Origin of the sequence: Actinomadura sp. RB99, assembly GCF_014706005.1 — a bacterium.
Classification (GTDB): Bacteria; Actinomycetota; Actinomycetes; order Streptosporangiales; family Streptosporangiaceae; genus Spirillospora.
In genome coordinates this window covers 204,623-225,260 of sequence record NZ_JABMCA010000002.1, presented here as the reverse complement: position 1 = coordinate 225,260, position 20,638 = coordinate 204,623, and the positions used below count along the sequence as shown (strand labels likewise).

Annotated in this window: 22 protein-coding genes and 1 pseudogene; 12 read left to right on the top strand and 11 right to left on the bottom strand. The window is 73.0% G+C overall.

Features of this window, described 5'->3' with window-relative positions:
- Window positions 1–3 precede the first annotated feature (3 nt).
- The 4 genes from amrb99_RS03115 (at window position 4) to amrb99_RS03100 (ending at window position 4,230) form a co-directional block, all read left to right on the top strand.
- Entirely contained in the window at window positions 4–1,878 is a 1,875-nt protein-coding gene (locus amrb99_RS03115) for a hypothetical protein (protein WP_190851923.1), read from the top strand.
- Window positions 1,879–1,880: 2 nt separating this feature from the next.
- Window positions 1,881–2,114: a hypothetical protein gene (locus tag amrb99_RS03110; RefSeq protein WP_190851921.1), complete on the top strand. Its 234-nt coding sequence runs from the start codon at window positions 1,881–1,883 to the stop codon at window positions 2,112–2,114.
- Window positions 2,115–2,119: 5 nt separating this feature from the next.
- Window positions 2,120–3,931, top strand: a complete 1,812-nt coding sequence (locus tag amrb99_RS03105; protein WP_190851919.1) for a hypothetical protein — start codon at window positions 2,120–2,122, stop codon at window positions 3,929–3,931.
- A gap of 101 nt (window positions 3,932–4,032) precedes the next feature.
- Window positions 4,033–4,230, top strand: coding sequence for a hypothetical protein (locus amrb99_RS03100; protein ID WP_190851917.1), 198 nt, complete (start codon window positions 4,033–4,035; stop codon window positions 4,228–4,230).
- Window positions 4,231–4,249: 19 nt separating this feature from the next.
- Here amrb99_RS03100 and amrb99_RS03095 read toward each other — a convergent pair whose 3' ends face one another.
- Window positions 4,250–4,663: a VOC family protein gene (locus tag amrb99_RS03095; protein ID WP_190851915.1), complete on the bottom strand. Its 414-nt coding sequence runs from the start codon at window positions 4,661–4,663 to the stop codon at window positions 4,250–4,252.
- Window positions 4,664–4,766: 103 nt separating this feature from the next.
- Here amrb99_RS03095 and amrb99_RS03090 point away from each other — a divergent pair, with 103 nt between their 5' ends.
- Window positions 4,767–5,630 carry a helix-turn-helix transcriptional regulator gene (locus amrb99_RS03090; protein ID WP_206699768.1) on the top strand — a complete coding sequence of 288 codons (864 nt, stop codon included), beginning with the start codon at window positions 4,767–4,769 and terminating at the stop codon, window positions 5,628–5,630.
- A 123-nt stretch (window positions 5,631–5,753) separates the two neighbouring features.
- On the opposite strand, the gene amrb99_RS03085 is transcribed toward amrb99_RS03090, so the two are convergent.
- Together amrb99_RS03085 and amrb99_RS03080 are read right to left on the bottom strand one after the other, a co-directional pair.
- Window positions 5,754–6,038, bottom strand: a complete 285-nt coding sequence (locus amrb99_RS03085; RefSeq protein ID WP_190851906.1) for a hypothetical protein — start codon at window positions 6,036–6,038, stop codon at window positions 5,754–5,756.
- A 345-nt stretch (window positions 6,039–6,383) separates the two neighbouring features.
- Window positions 6,384–6,536: a hypothetical protein gene (locus amrb99_RS03080; RefSeq protein ID WP_206699767.1), complete on the bottom strand. Its 153-nt coding sequence runs from the start codon at window positions 6,534–6,536 to the stop codon at window positions 6,384–6,386.
- Between the two features lie 135 nt (window positions 6,537–6,671).
- Here amrb99_RS03080 and amrb99_RS03075 point away from each other — a divergent pair, with 135 nt between their 5' ends.
- A complete protein-coding gene (locus amrb99_RS03075; RefSeq protein ID WP_190851903.1) occupies window positions 6,672–7,964 on the top strand; it encodes a serine hydrolase domain-containing protein in 1,293 nt (430 codons plus the stop codon).
- Between the two features lie 96 nt (window positions 7,965–8,060).
- On the opposite strand, the gene amrb99_RS03070 is transcribed toward amrb99_RS03075, so the two are convergent.
- Together amrb99_RS03070 and amrb99_RS03065 are read right to left on the bottom strand one after the other, a co-directional pair.
- The gene (locus tag amrb99_RS03070; RefSeq protein WP_190851900.1) at window positions 8,061–8,522 is read right to left on the bottom strand and encodes a hypothetical protein; all 462 of its coding nucleotides are present in this window, start codon (window positions 8,520–8,522) and stop codon (window positions 8,061–8,063) included.
- 6 nt (window positions 8,523–8,528) lie between these two features.
- On the bottom strand, window positions 8,529–9,443 hold the full coding sequence (locus tag amrb99_RS03065; protein ID WP_190851898.1) for a hypothetical protein: 915 nt from the start codon (window positions 9,441–9,443) through the stop codon (window positions 8,529–8,531).
- Between the two features lie 292 nt (window positions 9,444–9,735).
- On the opposite strand from amrb99_RS03065, the gene amrb99_RS03060 reads away from it, so the two are divergent.
- A complete protein-coding gene (locus amrb99_RS03060; protein ID WP_190851896.1) occupies window positions 9,736–10,293 on the top strand; it encodes a dihydrofolate reductase family protein in 558 nt (185 codons plus the stop codon).
- 17 nt (window positions 10,294–10,310) lie between these two features.
- Here amrb99_RS03060 and amrb99_RS03055 read toward each other — a convergent pair whose 3' ends face one another.
- Window positions 10,311–11,285 (bottom strand): DUF523 and DUF1722 domain-containing protein, encoded by a 975-nt coding sequence (locus amrb99_RS03055; RefSeq protein ID WP_347256509.1) that lies wholly within the window; start codon window positions 11,283–11,285, stop codon window positions 10,311–10,313.
- 109 nt (window positions 11,286–11,394) lie between these two features.
- Between amrb99_RS03055 and amrb99_RS03050 the strand changes: the two genes are divergently transcribed.
- The 3 genes and pseudogenes from amrb99_RS03050 to amrb99_RS03040 form a co-directional block, all read left to right on the top strand.
- On the top strand, window positions 11,395–11,913 hold the full coding sequence (locus tag amrb99_RS03050) for a TspO/MBR family protein (RefSeq protein WP_190851888.1): 519 nt from the start codon (window positions 11,395–11,397) through the stop codon (window positions 11,911–11,913).
- Window positions 11,914–11,990: 77 nt separating this feature from the next.
- Window positions 11,991–13,283: a deoxyribodipyrimidine photo-lyase gene (locus tag amrb99_RS03045; protein ID WP_190851886.1), complete on the top strand. Its 1,293-nt coding sequence runs from the start codon at window positions 11,991–11,993 to the stop codon at window positions 13,281–13,283.
- Window positions 13,284–13,446: 163 nt separating this feature from the next.
- A pseudogene (locus amrb99_RS03040) lies at window positions 13,447–13,872 on the top strand (carotenoid biosynthesis protein); the annotation flags it as partial.
- On the opposite strand, the gene amrb99_RS50530 reads toward amrb99_RS03040, so the two are convergent.
- The 3 genes from amrb99_RS50530 to amrb99_RS03030 all read right to left on the bottom strand — a co-directional run bounded on the left by amrb99_RS50530 (window position 13,776) and on the right by amrb99_RS03030 (window position 14,724).
- Complete coding sequence (locus amrb99_RS50530) at window positions 13,776–14,006, bottom strand: hypothetical protein (protein WP_241755220.1); 231 nt, start codon at window positions 14,004–14,006, stop codon at window positions 13,776–13,778. The pseudogene amrb99_RS03040 and the gene amrb99_RS50530 overlap by 97 nt on opposite strands.
- 92 nt (window positions 14,007–14,098) lie before the next feature.
- Window positions 14,099–14,329 carry a DUF2945 domain-containing protein gene (locus amrb99_RS03035; RefSeq protein ID WP_190851884.1) on the bottom strand — a complete coding sequence of 77 codons (231 nt, stop codon included), beginning with the start codon at window positions 14,327–14,329 and terminating at the stop codon, window positions 14,099–14,101.
- Window positions 14,330–14,427: 98 nt separating this feature from the next.
- Window positions 14,428–14,724, bottom strand: coding sequence for an NAD(P)-binding protein (locus amrb99_RS03030; RefSeq protein WP_190851882.1), 297 nt, complete (start codon window positions 14,722–14,724; stop codon window positions 14,428–14,430).
- 40 nt (window positions 14,725–14,764) lie between these two features.
- On the opposite strand from amrb99_RS03030, the gene amrb99_RS03025 reads away from it, so the two are divergent.
- Window positions 14,765–15,301 (top strand): MarR family transcriptional regulator, encoded by a 537-nt coding sequence (locus amrb99_RS03025; protein ID WP_190851880.1) that lies wholly within the window; start codon window positions 14,765–14,767, stop codon window positions 15,299–15,301.
- Between the two features lie 99 nt (window positions 15,302–15,400).
- Here the strand turns inward: amrb99_RS03025 and amrb99_RS03020 are convergent, their stop codons facing one another.
- Both amrb99_RS03020 and amrb99_RS03015 read right to left on the bottom strand, forming a co-directional pair.
- Window positions 15,401–15,712 carry an STAS domain-containing protein gene (locus amrb99_RS03020; RefSeq protein ID WP_190851878.1) on the bottom strand — a complete coding sequence of 104 codons (312 nt, stop codon included), beginning with the start codon at window positions 15,710–15,712 and terminating at the stop codon, window positions 15,401–15,403.
- A complete protein-coding gene (locus amrb99_RS03015) occupies window positions 15,709–19,899 on the bottom strand; it encodes a SpoIIE family protein phosphatase (RefSeq protein WP_347256508.1) in 4,191 nt (1,396 codons plus the stop codon). The genes amrb99_RS03020 and amrb99_RS03015 overlap by 4 nt, the downstream gene beginning before the upstream one ends.
- Before the next feature lie 354 nt (window positions 19,900–20,253).
- Between amrb99_RS03015 and amrb99_RS03010 the strand changes: the two genes are divergently transcribed.
- Window positions 20,254–20,613, top strand: a complete 360-nt coding sequence (locus amrb99_RS03010; RefSeq protein WP_190851876.1) for an anti-sigma factor antagonist — start codon at window positions 20,254–20,256, stop codon at window positions 20,611–20,613.
- Window positions 20,614–20,638 lie beyond the last annotated feature (25 nt).

The window sequence follows — 20,638 nt, the reverse complement described above, 5'->3', positions numbered from 1 at the left end:
TCCATGGGCGAGGGCGCCATCATGCGCATCGAGTACTGGGACCCCGGCAGGCCCACCATCGTCCGGTCGGGGGCGACCGGGCACAGCGAGTCCGTCGTCGACATGGAGGAGTACCTGCTCCCCTTGGACCGGATCCGGACCGCGGCGCTGCACTCCTCGGGCGTCGCGGCCGGGCTGACCGTCCGCGTGGCGGCCGGGTCGGCGCCGACGGTCCTGCCGGGCAGCGCGATCGACTCCTCCGGCCGGGTCGTCGCGGTGGTGGAGGGCGGCACGGTGATCGTCGACCCCACCGTCCCGCCCGACCAGATGAGGGACGTCCCGACCGTCGTGGTCCCGGCCGGCGGGGTGGCCGCCGTGACGACCGGCGCGACCGGCGCGTGCCTGCTCACCCTCACGTGGCGGGAGGTGATCGGGCAGGGCACCCTGACCAGCGCGCCCGTCCTGCTGCACGCGCCGTGGCTGCGCCTCGTCCCGGCCCTGGGCTTCGTCGACGACGGGCGGCAGGTGGTGCTCGCGGCGGTGACCCTGGACGCCCAGGGCCAGGTCACCGGGCTCGACCCCGGACCGCGGCGGGTCGCCGCCCGGCTGTCGCTCCAGGAGCCGACGTCCGCCGCCGTGGCCCTCGCGGCGATGACCGGGGAGGTCGGGCAGCGGGAGACCGCGCTGATGGAGGCGGACGCGGGCGGCGTCCGGCTGACCCTGCTGCCGGGCACGGACGGGGCGCGCCCGCTGCTGCGGCTGACCGGCACCGGGCTGCGGCTGCCGTCCCCGACCGGCGCGAGGGAGCACGAGCTGGCGGTGGACGATGGCGGCGGCTTCCGGCTGACCGACTGCGGCGCGAACGCCGACCGCCTCATCGTGGACCCCGCCGGACAGGTCGGCATCGGCGCGACCGGGCCGCAGCGGATCCTGCACGTGGAGGGCTCGGAGATCCACAGTGGCGGCACCGCGGGCGGCCTGTCCTTCGCCGACCGGTCGGTGTCCCGCTTCGTCGAGAACCCCGGGCGGGGCGAGCGGTGGGTCTGGTACGCCGCCGACGGGTACGCCCGGCTCTGGTCGGGGTACGACCGGCTGTCCGTCGGCGCCCCCGGGGACGGCGGCGCCCTGGACGTCTCGGCCCGGATGCGGGTCCGGCAGGGCGGCAGCGACACCGCGGGCATCTGGTTCCACCAGAACAACGGGGGCGACCGGGGCTTCGTCGGGATGGCCGGCGACCAGATGCTGGGCATGTACGGCACCGGGCACGGCTGGGGTCTGCAGATGAACGTCGACTCGGGCGAACTGGTCTTCGGCGGCCAGTTCGGGAACCCGTGGGGTCCCGCCGTCCTCACGCTGTGGGGGTCACGGATCTGGGACCAGGGCGGCGGCGTCCTGATCATCCAGAGCGGCGGCTCCATCGTCCGGACCTACAACAACCTGGAGGTGTACGGCAGCCTGCTGAAGGCGGGCGGCGGGTTCCGGATCGACCACCCGCTCGACCCCGGCGACCGCTACCTCGCGCACTCCTTCGTCGAGTCGCCGGAGATGCTGAACGTGTACTGCGGCACCGCCGTCACCGGCGACGACGGCCGCGCCGAGGTCGCGCTGCCGTCCTACTTCGCCGCGCTCAACCGCGACCACCGCTTCCAGCTGACCCCGGCCGGCGTCCCGACCGAGGTCGCCGGCGAGATCACCGGCGGCACCCTGACGATCCGCACCGGCCGCCCGCGCGTGACCGTCTGCTGGCAGGTCACCGGCGTCCGCCAGGACAGGTGGGCGCAGGAGCACCGGATCAGGACCGAACACGACAAGCCCGAGCACGAACGCGGCCGCTACCTGCACCCGGAACTGCACGGGCAGCCCGCCCACCTGCGCATCGCCCCACCGAGACCGGAGTGACCATGCCCGACCGCCTCGAAGCCCGCCTCGCCGAACTCCGCCAGGACCTCGCCACCGGAGAGCGGCGGCTGCGCGACCTCGTGACCCAGGAGACCGCCCTCCGCGAGACGCTGCTGCGCATCAGCGGGGCCATCCAGATCCTGGACGAGCTGATCGCCGAGTCCGCCGCCGGCGACGACGGCGCCCCGCTGAACGGCGACGCCGGACCGTCCGGCGACGTCCTGACGGTTCCCTGACCGCGATGGGCGAGCACGCCGTGGAGAAGGCGGCCGTACCCGCACCGCCGGTCCCCGCGCCCGCCGGCCGGGAGGCGCGGCCGTCCCCGCCCGCGGGGGACGCCCGCGCCACGCTCACGGCGGTGATGGAGGCCGTTGACGGGCTGGCCCCCGCGTCCGACGGGACGCTGCGCACCACCTACCGGGGGACGCCCCTCTCGCTCACCCGGGACCGGGCCGAACGGCTCCGCGCGGCGGCCCGGTCGGCGCTGGCCGACGGGCTGGAGCGCGGCGCCCGGCGGGCGGACCTCGCCCTCACCCGCTACGAGGCGCACGCGCGCCTCGACGAGCAGATGCCGATCAGCTCCGGCGCCATCAAGGCGTGGGCCTCCCTCACCCAGTCCGGCTACCACGACCCCGGTCCCGACCTGCCGGCCCTGAAGGCGGCCCTGGCGCGGAGCGAGGCCGCCGCCCGGCAGGCCCTCGGCCGCGGCTCCTTCACCGAGGCCGCCCGGCACCTCGCCGACGCCGACGCCGCGTCCGCGCAGATCTCCGCCCTGGTCGGCCGCTACATCGAGCAGACCCTCCAGGGCGGCGAGCGCCTGCTGACCACCCTGGAGATCACCGAGCAGGTCGCCTTCATCACCCTGGGCGTGCTCGCCACCGTCGCGTCCGGAGGCGCCGCGCTCGGTCTCGCCCCGGAGGTCCTCGGCACCGGCATCGGCGGCCTGACGCTGGGCGAGACGCTGACCGCGGTCTCGGTCGGCGCGCCGATCGCCGCCAACATCGGCAAGGGCGCCGTCGCCGCGGCGCAGGGCGACACGGTCGACTGGACCTCGATCGCGCTGGACACCGCCGTCCAGATCGTCCTGGTCCGGCTCGGCGGCCGCCTCACCGGCGCGCTCTTCGCCCGCTTCGCCGGCGACCCGGCCGCGCAGACCCTCGCCCGCCAGGCCGTCGCCGCGCTGGCCGCCGGCCTCGCCACGCACGAGCTGTCGCAGGCGTTCGCCGTCACCGTCGACCAGGTCCTGGCCCGGTGGCGGGGCCGGTTCAGCTGGCAGGGCTTCGCCGACGACCTGATCCTCCATCTCACCGACCCGGCCGGCCTGTTCATGGCCGCTCTCTCCAGCGCCGTCCACCTGGGCGTCCACCGCAAGGTGACCGCGCCCAAGGCCGTTTCCGCGCGACCCACGCCGACCGCTCCCGCCAAGAGTCCCGGCCCGGAGCAGGCGGCTGGGCACACGTCCGCTCCGAAACGCGCGTCCGCGCCCGCGCCGGGAACGTCCGTACCGCCTCCCCATGACGAGGTCACCGGCGTGGCCGCGGACGATGTGACAGCGGTGCCGAGCGCCGAAGGGGTGTCGCCGGCGGAGGGCGCGCCCGCTCCCCGCCTGGCCCGAGGCAACTTCGGTGAGCGAGCGGCGACGGAATGGCTCGCGGCCGAGGGGCACACGATCCTGTCGTACAAGCCGGATGTCCGCGGCACGAACCAGGGAGGGATCGACATGGTCACGATGAAGGGCCAGAAGGTGTTCTTCGTCGACAACAAGGCCCTCACCCGTGCCGGCAACGTGAGCTCGGTGAGCGCTCTGACCACCAACTTCGAGAAGAACAAGGCGGCCGTCCTCCGGGAGCTCAAGGCGGCACTGGCCGGAGCCGGTTCCGCCGAGGAGCGGACCGTCCTGCGGCAGGCGGTCGGAGCGATCGAGCAAGGTCGCTATGTCAGGGTGGTGACCAACGCGAACGTGGCTCCCGAAGGCAAGACCCTTTCCGGTCTCTCGTCCCGCCTCGGCTCCCAGGGCATCGAGTTCATCGACGTCATGGGCGGCCCTCGGTGAACTCTCGGTAAACAGACCTTGGCGTGCGCATGGGGCGCACATGAGCGGTAACGGATTTCCTGGGGAGATCGACCTGACCGTCACGGAAAGGAGTCGGAACGATGGACACCGAGGTCTACGAGAGGACCGCCATGGAGCAGGTCACGACGCGCCTGCTGAACACCTACGGTGATCACTACAGCCCGCAGGAGATCACCCGGACGGTCGAGGCCGTCCATCACCACTTCGACGGGCGGCCCATCCGCGATTTCGTCCCCATCCTGGTCGAACGGCACGCTCACGAACACCTGTCCGGCTGAGTCCACTTCGCCCGGAGAGTCATGTGCCGGGGTCGCTGAGCTCGATGATGGTGCCGACGTTGTCGGTGACGAAGGCGATGCGCCGACCGGTCGCCGCTATCTCCATGGGGCCGCCGATCAGCGGCACATCGAGTTCGAGAAGCCGGGACAGTGCCGCATCGAGGTCTGCCACGGCCAGGCAGAAGTGATGCAGGCGCGACGTGCGCATGCTCGTGAGGATGTCGTCGGCCGGCGCCGCGCCCCGGTCCGAGGCGCCCGCGAGGAGCTCGATCTTCACGTCGCCTGCGGTGAGGAAGACGAACGTCGTGCCGTGGGCCTCGAACCGCTGGTCGACGGCGAAACCGAGGTTGCGCGAGTACCACGCGATGGTGGCGTCCAGGTCCTCCGGCGTAACGGTGATGCCCACGTGGTCGTGGGAGAACGTCAAGGTCATGACCACGAGGCTCGCGGGTCGCCGGGGCGGCGGCCAGAGAGAGGAATTCGGTAGGAAAACCGTTACCACCTTCGCGGCGGCGCCGGGTGCGACAATCGGTTTCATGACCGCTGACGTCGCGAAACTCGGCCCGATGCTGCGCACCTGGCGCGGCCGTGTCGTGCCGGACGCGGCGGGACTGCCCGGCGGCCACAGGCGCCGGGTCACGGGGCTGCGCCGGGAGGACCTCGCCGAGCTCGCGGGGATCTCGGTCGATTACGTGGTCCGCCTGGAGCAGGGGCGCCATGCGACGCCGTCGGCGCAGGTGACCGCCGCGCTCGCACGCGCCCTGCAACTCACCGACGCCGAGCGGGACCATCTCTACCGGCTCGCCGGGCTCGCCCCTCCGGCCGGCGGGGAGATCTCGGACCGCATCCCGCCCGGCCTGCACCGCATGCTGGACCGGCTCGGCGGCTCCGCGGCCGCCGTGTTCGCCGCGGACTGGCAGCTCATCTGGTGGGACCGCTGCTGGGCGGCGCTGCTGGGCGACCCGTCCTCGACGCCGTCGGCACTGCGCAACTTCGCGCGGGACACCTTTCCGGCCGACGGGGCCGCCCCCCGCCTGTCGCACTGGCCGGTGACCTCGCTCAGCCGGTCCGAGGTCGAGGCTTCCGTCGTGTCCGACCTGCGCCGCGCCACCGGACGGTTCCCGGACAGCGCGCGCCTGGCGGGCCTGATCCGGGACCTCGCGGCGAGCAGCCCGCGCTTCGCCGAGCTGTGGGCGTCCGGCGCGGTCGGCGCGCACCGGGAGGACCACAAGATCGTCCAGCACCCGGCGGCCGGGCCGATCGCGGTGGACTGCGACGTCCTGAGCGACGGCGACGCGGAACGCAAGATCGTCGTCCTCACCGCGGCGCCCGGTACCGAGGACGAGGCCAGGTTCCGCCTGGCGGTGATGGCGGGCGCTTCCGACTCCCCGAACGCCTGAGCCGAACGCCCCGGTCAGCGGGTCTCCCGCGCGGCCGTGATCATTGGAAAGGAGGAAGGGCCGGCGTGCGAACGCCGGCCCTTCCCCTCTGCGGGCCGAAGCCCGCGAGTGCGTCGTTTCGGATCAGTGACCCGAGACCACCGAGCTGGCGGAGCAGGTGAACGACGAGTTGGGGTTCTCGGAGCTGAGACCCAGCGCGCCGACGAGGCCGCCCTGCGAGTGGGTGATGTTGCTCTGGCAGTCCGGGACGACCGCGGTCGTGCCGCCGTCGTGGCCGCCGCCGCCGAGGTTGAAGTTCTGGTTGTCGTTGTCGCTGTCGCCACCGACGAGAAGGGTGGAGAGCACCGCGCGCTCCGGCAGGACCTCGCCGGCCAGCTTGTCCAGCTCGGTGTAGCTGAAGGAGTTCATGTGTTCCCTTTTCTTCCTTGTCACGCCCGGATCCCCAGTGTGGGCACCGGTTGTCCCCACCCCGATCAGGTGAGGTGACTATACGTATAGCAGAGGTGACGGAACGTTGTCAGGTGACGGATGGGGCGGCGATTCCAACGGACTTGTCTGGACCCATCGCCTTCCGCTCGGCCGATCCGCCCTTGATCGTTCGGGCGTTCACCAGGGAACTTTCGGCTTCGTCCCGCGCGCTTCTCGAGCCCCGGCGGTCATGGGCCACTATCCTCGGTCCAGCGGTGGGATCCGATCTCCGCTTGTCCGTCCCTTGTGGGTGCCTGGCGACCGCGCCGGGCACCCACGGACCGATCAGCGGCCGACGAGCCGGGCCGGCCGGGCGACGTCGCTGCACAGCCCGCACTTGACGGACAGCTCGCCGAAGCGGGCACGCCGCGCCGCGACCCGGACGTCGGCCATCAGCGCCGCCGCCGCGTTCCTGGAGCGCCGCGAAGCGCGCTTCACCGGACGATGACGCGCGCAGGAACAGTCGGGCGCGCGACATCGGCGTTGCGCGATCCGCCCAGCGTGCGGGCGTCGGCTTGCCTGCGGGCGGCGGGCGCCCTAAGGGGTGTCGGCGCAGCCGTCTACGGTGGGCGGATGAGGGTGGAGATCGATGAGATCGGGGGGTGGCTGCAGGAGCGGCTGCCGGGGCTGGCGGAGGAGCACGGGGTGCCGGGGGTGGCGGTCGCCGTCGACGCCGGGGGCCGGGTGGTCGAGGCGGCGGCGGGGGTGCTCAGCAAGGCGACGGGCGTGGAGGCGACCGTCGACTCGGTGTTCCAGATCGGGTCGATCACCAAGGTGCTGACGGCGACGCTGGTGATGGGGCTGGTCGCGGAGGGGCTGGTGGAGCTCGACGCGCCGGTGGCCACTTACCTTCCCGGATTCCGGAAGGCGACCGTCCGGCAGCTGCTGTGCCACACGGCCGGGTTCGAGGGGGACGTGTTCACCGACACCGGCAAGGGGGACGACTGCCTGGAGAGGTACGTGGAACTGCTGGCCGACGTGCCGCAGCTCTTCGAGCCCGGGGAGATGTTCTCCTACAACAACGCGGGCTTCAGCGTGCTCGGGCGGATCGTCGAGGTCGTGCGGGGCGAGCCGTTCGACCGGTGCATGCGGGACCGCCTGTTCACGCCCCTGGGCATGACGCACGCGGCGAACGATCCGTACGAGGCGATCCTGCATCGGGCGGCGGTGGGGCATCTGCGCGGGCGGCCCGCACCGGTCTGGGCGCTGGCGCGCTCGAACGCGCCCGCCGGGTCGATGCTCGCCATGACCCCGCGCGACCTGGTGGTCTTCGCCCGGGCGCACCTGGCCGACGAGGGGCTGCGGGCCATGCGGGAGCCGCAGGTCGCCCTGCCCGACATCGGCTGGGGCAGGGCGTGGGGCCTGGGCTGGGAGCTCTACGACCTGCCGGGCGGCCCGGTGTTCGGTCACGACGGCAACACCATCGGGCAGTCGGCCGTCCTGCGGGTCGACCCCGGCCGCGACGTGGCGGTGGCGATCTGCACCAACGGCGGCGACCGCAAGCCGCTGATGAAGGAGATCCTCGGCAGGATCGTCGAGTCGCCCGCCGAGCCCGTCCCCGATCCCGTCGCGCGCCCGGACGTGAGGCGCTGCGCGGGCGTCTACCTGTCGAGCACGAGCCGGACCACGGTGACCGCCGACGAACAGGGACGGCTGTGGCTGGAGAAGGTCCCTGTCGGCCTCGCGGTAGGGACCGGCGACGAGCCGTACCGCACGGAGCTGCTCGGCTGGCGGGGCGACTCCCTGGTGCCCGCCGAACCCGGCCACGGCCCCGTCGCGTTCCTGGGAGACGACGGCGAGGGTCGCGCGCGCTTCCTGCACACCGGCCGGGCCGACGTTCGCGTGGCCGGGCGGATCGAAGCCTGAGCCGCTCTCGTTCAGCCGGTCGCGCCAACGCCGAGCCGCGGCTCGCCGACGGCACCCCGCCGGACCGGCCCGCGGGCCGGTCCGGCGGGGGCGAGGTCACTGCGGCCGGCTCTGCCGCTCCGGGTCGCACATCTTCCAGGTCCCGCCCTCTTTGCGCAGGTAGAGCGTTGCGGGCTGCTGCGAGGGGCGCGTCAGCCGCACCCGGGCCACGTCACCGGAGATCTTGATGTTGGACGTCTTCACCGGCCGTTCGTAACGGGAGCCGAGGCCGTGGTCGGTCGTGGAGGCCCCGGACTCGACCGCGCTCTGCTCCTCCTCGGCGCACATCAGGCCGAGCGCCGTGGCCGAGTCCTCCCGGTCGACCGCGTGCGCGAAGTCCGTCACCGCGCCGCTGACCCGCCTCTCGTCCCGGTGCGTCCACCAGTGGACGCCGTAGACGGCGGCTCCGGCGAACACCGCCAGCGCGGTGAGCGCTCCGGCGAGCAGGACGAACCGACGGCGCCTCCGGCCGTGCGGTGACGGGAGCGGCGGGCCCGGGTACTGGATCTGTTCGTACATCGCGGATCAGCTCCTCTGGCTCTTGAGCAGCGCGTCGATGAGTTCCTGGAGTTCGGATTCGGCCTTCTGCCGGAGCTGGGCCTGCCGCTGCCGCCACGCGGGCGAGGTGCCGGAGGTGAGCGCCGCGCTTCCCGAGCCCTTGGAGAGGTTCGCCGAGCCGGAGAGCCATTGGCCGTTGGCGGGCGAGTTCGCGACGATGTACATGTTGCCGGGAGTCAGTTTCAGGAAGTCGCGCATGGAGACGAGCCGCCGCAGCGGAACGATGTGGTCCATGTGCGTGCTGTTGACCACCCGCCCGCTCGAAGGCGGGTACGCGGGGTCGGGCGTCCCCGTCTTCGGCGCCTGCACTCCTTGCAGGTAGGCGGTCTTGGGGAACGTGGGGCGCGTCTGGTCGAGCGCCTTGTAAACGCTGTAGACGGACGGCGGGAGCTTGGCGGGCCGCCGGTCGACCCGCTTGGTCATCCCGGCCTTTCCCTGCCCGTACTTGAGGTAGTCGTAGGTCTTGGCGTTCCAGCGCGTGGCGGCCTGCTTCTCCGCGTCGGTCACCTTCTTGAGCGCCGTCCCGATCTTGGTGACGTCGTCCGCCGACGGGCTCATGATGGTCGACTTCGGATACCTGGCCTGCATCTGGTCGAGACTCCGCTCGCAGGCCATGAGCCGCGAGAGCGCGCGGTTCTGTTCGCTCCTCAAGGTGGCCGCCTCGGAGTCGTAGGCGGCGGCCGCCGCGCTGTAGGGGCCGGTGTGGGGACGGGCGTTGTGCTCTCGGATGCGCGCCTGGATCGCCTGGAGTTCGGCGACCGGGCCGGCGCACAGTTCCTGGTAGGCGGGGTCGGCCAGCGCCTGCGACGACCCCGCGGCCGTCAGGAGGGCGGCCAGGGGCAGGGTGGCCAGGAGTCCGGCGATCCGCCGTGGAGTCCGCATCATGCTTCCTCGTCCTGTGGGGCAACCATACTCATATAGACGCCAGTGTCTGTATGAAGGTTCGAGCCCTCCGATGAACATCCGGTGACGCAGCCGCCCGAAGCACTCCGGCCCGCCGCCGGACACAGCCGTACGTCTTGCTGCTGCGGGTGAGAGGCGGCGGGGTGGGGTGCGGTGAGTTTTCGGTGGGTCGGCGGTCTGAGTTTGCGAGTGATCGGGCGGTGGACGCTGAGGGGTGACGAGCTCATGCAGCGCCCCGTCCCGGCGTGGAAGAAGTGCTTGGAGGCATCGGATGCGGAAGTTGATTCTGGGCTTTTACGTCTCGCTCGACGGAAAGAGCGCTGACGGGGACAACGGGATCCGGGACGTCATGATGAGCATCGACGACCCCGAGCAGGAGGAGTACTTCGTCCGCCGGCTGTGGGAGGCCGGGGCCTTCCTCATGGGCCGCAACACCTACGAGATCATGGCCAGGTACTGGCCGGGCTCCGACCACCCGTCCGCCCGGGCCATGAACGAGATCCCCAAGGTCGTGTTCTCCCGCACGCTGGAATCGGCCGACGACTGGCCCGAGACCCGGATCGCCGGCGGCGACACGGCCGAGGAGATCGCCAAGCTCAAGGCCGAGCCCGGCAAGGACCTCGTCGCCGCCGGCGGCACCCGGTTCATGCATTCCCTGATCAAGCTCGGCGTCGTCGACGAATACCGACTGTGGGTGCTGCCCGCCGCCACCGGCAGGGGCGCGCCGCTGTTCCCCGAGCTGGATCAGCCCGTGAACCTGCGCTTGGTGAAGAGCACGGCCTTCCCGTCCGGGATCCTCGAACTGGTGTACGTGCCGGCCGACGCGTAGCGGGCGGTTCGGCGCGGTCAGAGGTTGTGGCGGAGGAGGAGGTCGTCGGGGAAGGGGGCGAGGTAGGTCTGCTCGGCGATGTAGGCGAGATGTTCGCCTTTGGCGTGGTGACGCAGCAGGGCGATGGGGACGCTCAGTGGCGCCTGCCCTCTCCGGTAGGAGTCGATGGCGGTGAGGATGTCGTGGCGGCGCGCGGGGTCGAGGTCGTCGGTGATGAAGCCGAGGATGTGATGGAGCGCGTTGGTGTGGCGGCCGCGTCCGGCGCGGATGGCGAGGGTGGCGGTGAACGCGTGGCGGTAGTCGCGTTCCAGCTCGTCCTGGGGGCGCTCGCCCGCGCGGGCGACGATGCGTCCGGTCTCGCGGTAGCCGTCGGGGGCGTGCGCGAGCAGCTGGAACTTGTGCCGGCTGTGGAAGGCGACCAGGTCGCGCGGGCGCCAGTCGCCGGCGAAGAGTTCCCGCAGCCGAGCCTGAGCGAAGACCTGCTCGATGAAATGCTCGCGCAATACGGGATCGTTGAGCCGGCCGTCCTCCTCGGTGGGCAGGTCGGGGTAGGCGTCCAGGAGCAGCGCGGCGAACACGCCGCGGCCCTTCCGGTCGACCGGCTGCCCGTCGGTGCGCTCGTCCGGCCCCCCGGCGGCGTACCGGGGCAGGTTGGACAGGCCGCAGCTGGGAGAACGGGACTTCAGGATGTATCCGTCGATGCCGCCCAGGTCGGGGAGGCGGCGCTCGGCGAGGGCGGTCATGGCCGCGGTGTGGTCGGACGCGCCGTCCTTGGTGACGATGTGCCCGTCGGTGCGCAGCCGCATCGCGGGCCGAGGCGCCGCGAGCCCGATCTCCATCTCCGGGCAGACCGGCACCCAGTCGACGTGCCGCGACAGCATGCCGGTGAGGAACCGGTTCCGGCTGTGGCCGCCGTTGTAGCGGACGGGCGCGCCGAGCAGGCAACTGGACACCGCCAGCCGCGGCCGGGGGTGCCCGGTCGGTGTGGTCACGCAAAGTGAGATGCCCGCGATGCGCTGGGACAACCGCCCGGCGCCGCACCATCGGGCCGGGCGGTAACCGGCGCCGTTCATCCGGGCCGCCCCGGGGAAGCACGCACGTATGAACCGGGAACGGCGGCAAGGGCCTTCGGCGGCCACGCGATGGAAGACCTACGGCGCCACGACCGCGGCGGTGACGGTGGCCGCCGTGCTCGGTGCCACGGCGGTCGACACCGGTGACGGCTGGTACCGGTCTTTGTCCAAGCCGCCGTGGCAGCCGCCGTCGTGGGCGTTCGGCGCGGTGTGGACGCCGCTGTACGCGTCGATCGCCTGGGCCGCCGGACGCGTCCTGCTCAGGGCGCGCGGGGCCGAACGCCGGGCCCTGGCCGCCAGCGTCGGGACGAACCTGGCCCTGAACGCCGCCTGGAACCACCTGTTCTTCGGGCTCCGCAGTCCGAAGGCGGGCGTGGCCGGGACGGTCCTGCTGGACGTCAGCAACGCCGAACTGCTTCGGCGCGCCGCGCGCGTCGACACCGCGGCGGCCATCGCGCTGGTGCCGTACGCGGCCTGGTGCGGTTTCGCCACCGCCCTGAACGCCGACATAGCCGTCCGCAACCGGCGAAGCGCGGCCACGGGCTGACGCGGCGGCCGAATCTTTGCCGCACTTTCACGCCGGGACGCCGACCTGTCGCGGGCGCGGAGCCGAGGATTGCGGTGATGAGCACATCGATCATGCTGTTCACCCGTGATCTCCGGGTGCGCGACAATCCGGCGCTGGCGGCCGCGTGCCGGGCGGAGCGGGTCGTCCCGCTCTTCGTCTTCGACGACGCGCTGCTCGGCGGGCCGTTCGCCGCGCCCAACCGCGTCCGGTTCCTCCTCGACAGCCTTGCCGACCTGCGCGCATCACTCCGGGAGGCGGGGGGCGACCTGGTGGTGCGGCGCGGTGACCCGGTCACGGAGGTCGCCCGGCTGGCGGAGCGGACGCACGCGGCGGCGCTGTTCCTGGCCGACGAGCGGTCCGCCTACGGGGCGCGGCGTCTCGACGGGCTCCGCGGCCTCGGGCTCGAGGTGTCGGCGCATCCGGGCATCACCGTGGTCCCGCCCGGGGACCTCACCCCCGCGAGCGGCGACCACTACCGGGTGTTCACCCCGTACTGGAGGGCCTGGGACGCCGCCCGCCGCAGGCCGGTCGCGAAGACGCCGCGGAAGATCGCGCTGCCGCCTGGGCTCCGGCCCGGGGCGCTCCCGGACATGGCCGACCTGGTGCCCGGCACGCCGTCCCCTGACCTGGCGGACGGCGGGGAGCGGGCCGGCCGCCGCCGGATGGAGACCTGGCTGCGCGAGGCCGCCGCCGACTACGACCGCGTCCACGACGACCTCGCCGCCGACCGCACGTCCCGGCTCAGCCCGTACCTGAAGTTCGGCTGTGTCTCGCCGCTGGAGGCGGCGAAGGCGGGCCCGGAGGGGTTCCGGCGCCAGCTCGCATGGCGCGACTTCCACCACCAGGTCGCCGCCGCCTTCCCCGCGCTCCCCCGGGCCGACTACCGGCCCCGCGGGCGCCGCTGGAACCGGGACGAGGACGCCCTGGCCGCCTGGTGCGAGGGCATGACCGGCATCCCGATCGTCGACGCGGGGATGCGGCAGCTGCACGCCGAGGGGTTCATGCACAACCGCGCCCGGCTGATCACCGCGTCGTTCCTGACCCGGAACCTCGACATCGACTGGCGGCATGGGCTGCGCCATTTCAACGACTGGCTGCTGGACGGCGACGTCGCCGACAACGCCGGGAACTGGCAGTGGGTGGCGGGGACCGGCAACAACACCCGCCCCAGCCAGGTCATGAAGCCGCTGCGCCAGGCGTCCCGTTTCGACCGCGGCGGCGACTACGTCCGCAGGTACGTGCCCGAGCTCGCCGAGATCGAGGGGTCGCGCGTCCACCGCCCCTGGTCCCTGCCCGCCGACCGCCGTCACGCGCTCGGCTATCCGCCGCCGATCGTCGACCCTGAATGACCCGCCCTCAAGCGCACGGTCGTCGTCCCATTGCCGGCGCGTTACCGTGCCCGGCCGGTTTCCGGAGGCGGGCGGCCGCTTGTCGGCAGGACGAACGGAAAGATCCTCGGGCGGGGCAGCCGATGGACGCCCGCGCCGATCGCCGGCCCGGGGCCGAGCGCGCATGTCCGCCCGATGCACGGATGTGGAGTTGACGGTGCGGCCTAAGAATCGGCGGCGAAAGGGCACGCGGCGGGGACCGGACGGGTTCGCCGCCGCCGGAGCCGGTTTCCTGGCGTCGATGGTGGCCGCGCAGGTGACGTCCGGGGTCGGCGCGGAGCCGGTGCGGTGGATCAACCCGGTGGTGGGCGCGCTCGCGGCGGCGGCCGGTTGTTTCGCCGCTTCGCGACGGGGCGCCGTGCGGGCGGCCGGCGCGGTGGCGACCGCGATGGCGTTGGGACACACCGTGGAACGGATCGGCGTGCGGACGGGGCTGCCGTTCGGGCGGTACACCTACACACCGGTGCTGCGGCCCCAGGTGGGCGGTGTCCCCGTGGCGGTCGCGGTGGCGTGGTCCGGGATGGGGCTGGCGGCGCACGCGGTCGCGGCCGTTCTGGTTCCGGACCGGCGGCCGGTGCGCCGATGGCGGTCGGTGCTGGCGTTCGCGGTGGTGTTCGAGCCGAGCGATCCGGTCGTGGCGATGACGGGCGGGACGGCGATGGGCGCGTTCGCGGTGCCCGCCACGGGCTGGCCGTGCGGCGACGGGCCACCGGGACGGGCGCTAGGAGGTCCTGAAGCGGCGGGACGCGATCACGCTCCGCCTGGACCTTCGCTGCTCACTTCGAGCGCTTTCGCTTGCTCAACGCTGAGCCCTTGTGGACGGCCTTCTTACCGCTCTTCTCGCTCCGCACGGCGTACTGCGGTTCTTCGGGCGAGGCCGCGACGGTGCGGCCGGCCTCCTCACGGCGGTCGGTGATCTTCTTCTCCACCCGGCCCTCGGCCGTGGAGCCGTGGCTGCGCCAGGTGACCTCGTCGCCGACTGCCGGGTCCTTCTTCTTGTCCCCCATGTGCGTCGAGGTACCCGCCCCCTGCCGCGCTAGGCATGGGCGGCGGCATCGCCGGGAGCGGCCGCCATCGGAACGGTGCACGGCGGGCAACATCCGCTTCAGGCGCGCTTGTGCAGGTAGCGGTGGCGGCACGGCTCGTCCAACTCCACCAGCTCGCGTACGACGCCCAGCTCGCGGGAGGTCTCCGGGAGGGTCAGCAGCGACGGCCCCAGCGAGAAGACGAACCCGTCTCGTTCGCGCTCGGCGAGCTTCCCACCGAGCCGGTCCAGCCGCTCGTACACCCTGACGCGGTGGCCGCCACGCGCCAGCAGCAGCGCGGCAACCATCCCGCCGACACCACCGAAGACCGCCACCACTCGGCTGGCGACTCGGGCACCACCGGTACGCCTGTTCATATAGTTGATTTACTAAATCAACTATATGAAGGGTGCGGCCATGCCACCACGCGAAGAGGGAGTCACGCGCCTGACCGAGGCCCTGTTCGCGGTCTTGGAGAACATGCGGCGCGCGCGCAGGGCGATCCCCGACGCCGCGGCGCTCGCCGTCCTCCAGGTCATCGGCGCGGCCCAGCGGGACGATGCCTCCGGGGGCGTGCGCCCCTCGCAGATCGCCGACCGGCTCGAGGTGCACCGCTCGGCCGTCACCCACCAGCTGCGGACGCTGACGCGGGCCGGGTACATCACCGCGGGCCCCGATCCCGCCGACCGGCGGGCGTCGATCCTGACCCTCACCGATGCCGGGCGCGAGACGGTCGACCGGCTCACCCGGCAGGGCAAGGCCCGTTTCGCGTCCTTCGTCGCGGACTGGACCGACGAGGAGATCACGGAGCTGGCCCGGCTGCTGGAGAAGTTCCGCGCCTCCGCGCAGGCCGTCAACGAGAAAGAGCCCCCTCCCAGCGCCCGCGCGGCGGGCACGTCGGTAGCACGAATCAGGTCCGCCAAGCCCACCTCCCGAAGAGAGTCGCCATCGTAAAGCCGCCCACCGACACCGGGCGGGTCGGATGCCCACGACGCTGAACGCGACATCGCTCCGGACGGCGCACCCGTCGGCCTGACACTCCCCTGCTCAGTCTCAGGAGCCGTCCGCGCCCGCGAAGCGCACGGTGGCCAGTTCGCGCAGGCCGGAGACGGTCAGCACGGGCTCCAGGAGCGGCGGGGCGATCAGTTCGAGAAGCCCGGCGCGGGCGAACAGGACGCTCAGCCCGGCGCTGTCGAGGTACTCGACGGCCGTGATGTCCAGGACGAGGCGGCCTCCGTCGCGGCGCGCGGCGTCCAGGGCGTCGGCGAGGGCGTCGCTGTTGCTCATGTCGATCTCGCCGGAGGCCGTCACGAGCGGGGTCCCGTCCGGCCGGTGGACGGTCGTGAGCGTGAGAGGTGTGGTCATGAGCCAATCCGGGTGTGCATCTTGACGGTGGTGCCGCTGGGCCCGGGCGTGATCGTGAGCCGCTGCGTCAGCGCGCGCATGAGAGTGGTGCCGCGTCCCCGGTCGCGGCCCGTCCCCGGGCGCGGCGGCTTCCAGCGGCCGGTGTCGGTGACGGTGAGGTGGAGCTGGTCGACGAGCGCCTCGGCCCGCAACCGGATCGTGGGCACGTCGGCGCCGGCGCCGGGGCGGCCGTGCTCGACGGCGTTCGCGCAGGCCTCCCCCGCGGCGACCAGGAAGCCCTGGGCGGTGCGGCGCGGTATCCGGCACTGGGCGAGCCAGCCGCGCAGCGCGTCCCGGATGGGCGCGAGCTGCGAGGACTCGGCGGGGAAGGTCACGTCCAGCGGGGCCGGATGCCGGTACAGCATCAGCGCGACGTCGTCGTCGTAGCCGTCCGGCGGGGCGAGTCTCGCCATGATCCGGGAGGCGAGATCGTCGATCCCGTGCTCGCGGAAGTCCTGGACGGCCCGGCCCGCCCGTTCGATGCCCTCGGTCAGGGACCTGCGGCGCCGTTCCACGAGCCCGTCGGTGTACAGCAGGACGGTCGCCCGCGCGGGGATGGTGGTCTCGGCGTCGGACCGGGCGCCGCCCAGGGAGACGGCGATCGGCACGGACCTTCCGCCCTCCAGCAGCCGGGTCGTGCCGTCGGGCAGCGCGAGGATGGCGGGCGGGTGCCCCGCGCTGGAGTAGGTGAGGGCGCCGGTCGCGGGATCGAGGACGCCGCAGAAGACGGTGGAGCAGTGGGCGCCGGGGACGTCTCCGGCGAACCGGTCGAGGGCCGTGAGGGTCCGCGCGGGGCTGGCATCCTGCAGCAGCAGGGCACGGCAGGCGCTGCGCAGCTGGCCCATGACGGTGGCCGCCTCGAGCCCCCGGCCGACGCAGTCGCCCACGATGATGCCGATGCGGCCGTCGGGAAGGGCGAAGGTGTCGTACCAGTCGCCGCCGACCTCGAGCGGCTGCGCGGCGGGCTCGTAGCGGACGGCGAACCCGGCGGGCAGTTCGGACGGGCCGAGGATGGCGCGCTGCAGCGCGAGGGCGGTCTCGCGCTGCTGGTCGATCTGGTGGGCGCGCGACAACCCCTGCGCGAGATGCGCCGCCAGGAGGGTCAGCAGCAGCCGATCCTGGTCGGTGAAGGGGCGCCCTTCGCCCAGTTCGAGCCAGATGACGAGGGTGCCGCGGGGATGTTCGAGGGTGATGGCGGTGGGGTGCTCGGCGACGGGCGTGAGCGTCGGGTGCTCCCGCAGCGCGAGCAGCTCGGCGCGGCGCTCCTCGGGCAGCGCCTCCCAGGTCAGCTCCGCGTCGGTGGACGTCAGTTCGGGGGCGCCGCCGGTGACGAGGACGGCCAGCGCCCGGTCGGCGCGCCACTGGTCCCGCAGCTCCTCCAGCGCGCCGGCCAGCGCGTCGGGCAGGCTCACGGCCTCGGCGAGGCGCATGCCGAGGGCCACCTGGGCGCTCTCGCGCTGGATGGCGTACTGGTCGGCCGTGACGTCCCGGAAGGTGCCGACGATCACGCGCCGCCCGGTCTCGGGATCGCGGACGTAGGTGAACGCGGCGCTGACCCAGACCCGGTGCCCGTCGCGGTGGGTGACCGGGACGGTGCAGCCGCCCCGCTCCCCTTCGAGCAGGTCGGCGAAGGCGTCCGCGACGAGCCGGTGCGCCTCGGGATCGGTGCTCTCGTCCGGCCACCAGGGTTGCAGCGGCGGATAGGGCAGCCCCGCGGCGCCGTAGCCGAGGAGGTCGGTGAACGCGGCGTTGATCTCGATGACGGCGCCGTCCTCGTCGCAGACGAAGAACGCCTCCTGCAGCGAGTCGACCAGCGCCGTGCGCCAGCGGACGTGGTGGTCGCGCAGCCGCGCCAGCTCCACGCTGGCCCGCACCCGGGCCAGCAGTTCGGCGGCGGTGAACGGTTTGACCAGGTAGTCGTCGGCGCCCGCCCGCAGCCCGTCGATCGACGCCTCCTGCCCGGCGCGGGCCGACAGCAGCAGGACCGGCACCGACGCGGTGCGCCGGTCGCCGCGCAGGGCCGCGACGAGCCCCAGCCCGTCGAGGCGGGGCATCATCACATCGCTGACCACCATGTCGAAGGCGCCCTCGCGGGCCGCCTCCAGGGCGGCGCGGCCGTCGGCGACCGCGCTGACCTGGTAGCCGGCGCCGCGCAGCAGCCGGGTGAGGTAGTCCCGCATGTCGGCGTTGTCGTCGGCGACGAGCACCCTCGCCGGCGTCCCGGGCGCGGCGGCGGAGGAAGGGCCCGGGCCGGTGCCCGCCGTGCCGGCCGGGACGCCGTCCCCGTCGCCGTCCGGCTCGGCGGGAAGCCACCGCAGCGCCTCCTGGACGTACGGGTCGGCGGTCCCCGACACCGCGGTGGGGCGGCCGGGCGGCGCGACGGCGTCGGCGGGCAGGTGGGCGGTTCCGAAGGGCAGCCGGATGGTGAAGGTGGTGCCCTCGCCCTCGCGGCCGGCGGCGGTGATGGTGCCGCCGTGCAGGCCGACGAGCTCCTTGACGAGGGCCAGGCCGATCCCGCTGCCCTCGTTGGAGCGGGAGCGGGCGTTCTCGGCGCGGTGGAACCGCTCGAACAGGCGCGGCATCTCCTCCGCCGGCACGCCGACGCCGGTGTCGGCCACCGTCACCTCGGCCTTCCCGTCCACCGCGCGCACCCCGACCCGGATCGACCCCTCGAAGGTGAACTTCAGCGCGTTGCTGAGCAGGTTCAAGATCACCTTCTCCCACATGTCGCGGTCGACGTGGACCGGCCCGGGAAGCGGCTCGCACTCCACGGCGAAGTCCAGGCCGGCCCGGTCGACGGCGGACCGGAAGACGCTGGCCAGCTCGGTGGTGACCGCGGGCAGGTCGACCGGCTCGTAGCGCGCCTGCATCCGGCCGGCCTCGATGCGGGAGAAGTCCAGCAGGGTGTTGACGAGCCTGCCCAGGCGGAGCCCGTTGCGGTGGACGGCGTCCAGCTCCTGCAGCATCCGCTCGTCGGCGCCTTCCAGCCGGGCTCGCAGCTCCTGCACGGGACCCATGATCAGGGTCAGCGGGGTGCGGAACTCATGGCTGATGTTGGAGAAGAAGGTGGTCTTCGCGCGATCGAGTTCGGCCAGCTCCTCGGCGCGCCGCCGCTGCGCCTGGTAGCTGCGGGCGCCGGCGATCCCCGCCGCGACGTGCCCCGCCGCCAGCTCCACGAAGCCGCGGTACGCCTCGTCCAGCGGCCGGTACGGGTTCAGCCCGGCCACGAGGAATCCGTAGGGCGCGTCCCCCTGCCGCAGCAGCGGAACCGCCAGCGCCCGGATGGGCGGCCGGGTCCAGTCGCCGGACGGCAGCGCCCCGAGACCGTGGTCGTCGAGCCGCACCAGCACCGGTCGTCCCCGGGCCGGCACCGCGGCGGGCCAGACCGCGTCCCGCTCGTCCAGCGGGATCTCGGCGGGGGCCGCCGGATGCCCCTCGTCGATGCCGGCCGTCCCCGCGAGCCGCGCCGTCCCGTCGCCGAGCAGGTAGGTCAGCGTGAAGGGGAGGTCCTTGCGGTTGAGGCCCAGCTGCCGGTGCGCAAAGGCGAGCGTCTCCTCCTCGGTGCGGACCACGCTTGGATCGGATCCCAGGTTCCGCAGGGTCGTCATCCGGCGCTCGCCGATGACGCGCTCGGTCTCCTCGTTCACCACGCACAGCATCCCGACCACGCGCCCCGTGTCGTCGCGCAGGGGGCTGTAGGAAAAGGTGTGGTAGGTCTCCTCGGGGTATCCCGACCGTTCCAGGAAGAGCAGCAGCGCCTCGTCCCAGGTGGCCCCTCCCGTGCGGAGCACGCTGTCGATGCGGGGGCCGATGTCGTCCCAGATCTCCGCCCACACCTCGCGGGCCGGGCGCCCCAGCGCACACGGGTACTTGCGTCCGAGCGTGTCGCGCCGGTAGGCGGAGTTGCAGAAGAACGTGAGCTCCGGCCCCCAGGCCATCCACATCGAGAACCGGGACGACAGCAGGATGTCGATCGCCGTCCGCAGGCTCTGCGGCCAGCCGTCCGGCGGCCCGAGCGGGGTCGCCGCCCAGTCGACCGCGGCGAGGTCCCGGCCGAGCTCGCCGTCCGCCGAGAACACGCCGGAGCCGCGCGCCGACCGCGCCTCGCGCCCGGAGTCCTCGGGTCCCGCGCCCCCGGAAAGCGTCACCGCGTCCTCTCCCGCTCGAATGAACCGCCGCGGTTCCCCCGCTTGCCCGAGGCGCGGCGCCCCGTGCGCCTCGCGCCGTCCATCACGGTCGCAGCCCCAGTGATAAGTACCCCAAAAATAGGGTAAAGCGGTGTCGTTTACCGAACTAACGCGAGGTCGATCCGGATCGCGGTGGGCGAGTCGGCGGAACCCGGCCGCTCTTCCCTGCCCGCTCCGGACTGTACGGGGGGTGGACGGTCTGCCGGCGAATATCCATACACTGCTCACGGAACAGGTCCCGAGTTCTGGCGCCAGTACACCACCGGCCTTCCTCGCGTCCGCACGCCCAGCACCGTCCGCAGAGGAGCCCCCTCGGTGACCAAGCAAGGCCTCACCGTCACCCTTCCCGCCGAGGGGTCGGAGCACCCCGTTCTGCGCGTCGCGGGGGACCTCGACTTCCACACCTCCCCCCGCTTGCGCGAGGCACTGGAGTCGGTGACGTTCGCGGCGGGCGGCGGCGTCGTCCTCGACCTGTCGGGGCTGGCCTATTGCGACTCCACGGGCGTCACCGTGCTCGTCGCCGGCTACCGCCGCGCCCAGGCGGCGGAGAGCCGGATCCTGTTCGCGGGACTGAACCCCGACCTCCTCCAGATGTTCCGGATCCTCGGGCTCGATCAGGCCTTCTCGTTCTATCCCGATCCCGACGAGGCCGTCGAGGCGCTGCGCCGTCCCTGACGCGGCCGGCACCCACCGAAGGCAC

Coding starts and splice junctions, on each gene's coding strand:
- amrb99_RS03115 (WP_190851923.1), top strand. CDS start 4: ATGGGCGAGGGCGCCATCATGCGCATCGAGTACTGGGACCCCGGCAGG.
- amrb99_RS03110 (WP_190851921.1), top strand. CDS start 1,881: ATGCCCGACCGCCTCGAAGCCCGCCTCGCCGAACTCCGCCAGGACCTC.
- amrb99_RS03105 (WP_190851919.1), top strand. CDS start 2,120: ATGGGCGAGCACGCCGTGGAGAAGGCGGCCGTACCCGCACCGCCGGTC.
- amrb99_RS03100 (WP_190851917.1), top strand. CDS start 4,033: ATGGACACCGAGGTCTACGAGAGGACCGCCATGGAGCAGGTCACGACG.
- amrb99_RS03095 (WP_190851915.1), bottom strand. CDS start 4,663: ATGACCTTGACGTTCTCCCACGACCACGTGGGCATCACCGTTACGCCG.
- amrb99_RS03090 (WP_206699768.1), top strand. CDS start 4,767: ATGACCGCTGACGTCGCGAAACTCGGCCCGATGCTGCGCACCTGGCGC.
- amrb99_RS03085 (WP_190851906.1), bottom strand. CDS start 6,038: ATGAACTCCTTCAGCTACACCGAGCTGGACAAGCTGGCCGGCGAGGTC.
- amrb99_RS03075 (WP_190851903.1), top strand. CDS start 6,672: ATGAGGGTGGAGATCGATGAGATCGGGGGGTGGCTGCAGGAGCGGCTG.
- amrb99_RS03070 (WP_190851900.1), bottom strand. CDS start 8,522: ATGTACGAACAGATCCAGTACCCGGGCCCGCCGCTCCCGTCACCGCAC.
- amrb99_RS03065 (WP_190851898.1), bottom strand. CDS start 9,443: ATGCGGACTCCACGGCGGATCGCCGGACTCCTGGCCACCCTGCCCCTG.
- amrb99_RS03060 (WP_190851896.1), top strand. CDS start 9,736: ATGCGGAAGTTGATTCTGGGCTTTTACGTCTCGCTCGACGGAAAGAGC.
- amrb99_RS03050 (WP_190851888.1), top strand. CDS start 11,395: ATGAACCGGGAACGGCGGCAAGGGCCTTCGGCGGCCACGCGATGGAAG.
- amrb99_RS03045 (WP_190851886.1), top strand. CDS start 11,991: ATGAGCACATCGATCATGCTGTTCACCCGTGATCTCCGGGTGCGCGAC.
- amrb99_RS03035 (WP_190851884.1), bottom strand. CDS start 14,329: ATGGGGGACAAGAAGAAGGACCCGGCAGTCGGCGACGAGGTCACCTGG.
- amrb99_RS03030 (WP_190851882.1), bottom strand. CDS start 14,724: ATGAACAGGCGTACCGGTGGTGCCCGAGTCGCCAGCCGAGTGGTGGCG.
- amrb99_RS03025 (WP_190851880.1), top strand. CDS start 14,765: ATGCCACCACGCGAAGAGGGAGTCACGCGCCTGACCGAGGCCCTGTTC.
- amrb99_RS03020 (WP_190851878.1), bottom strand. CDS start 15,712: ATGACCACACCTCTCACGCTCACGACCGTCCACCGGCCGGACGGGACC.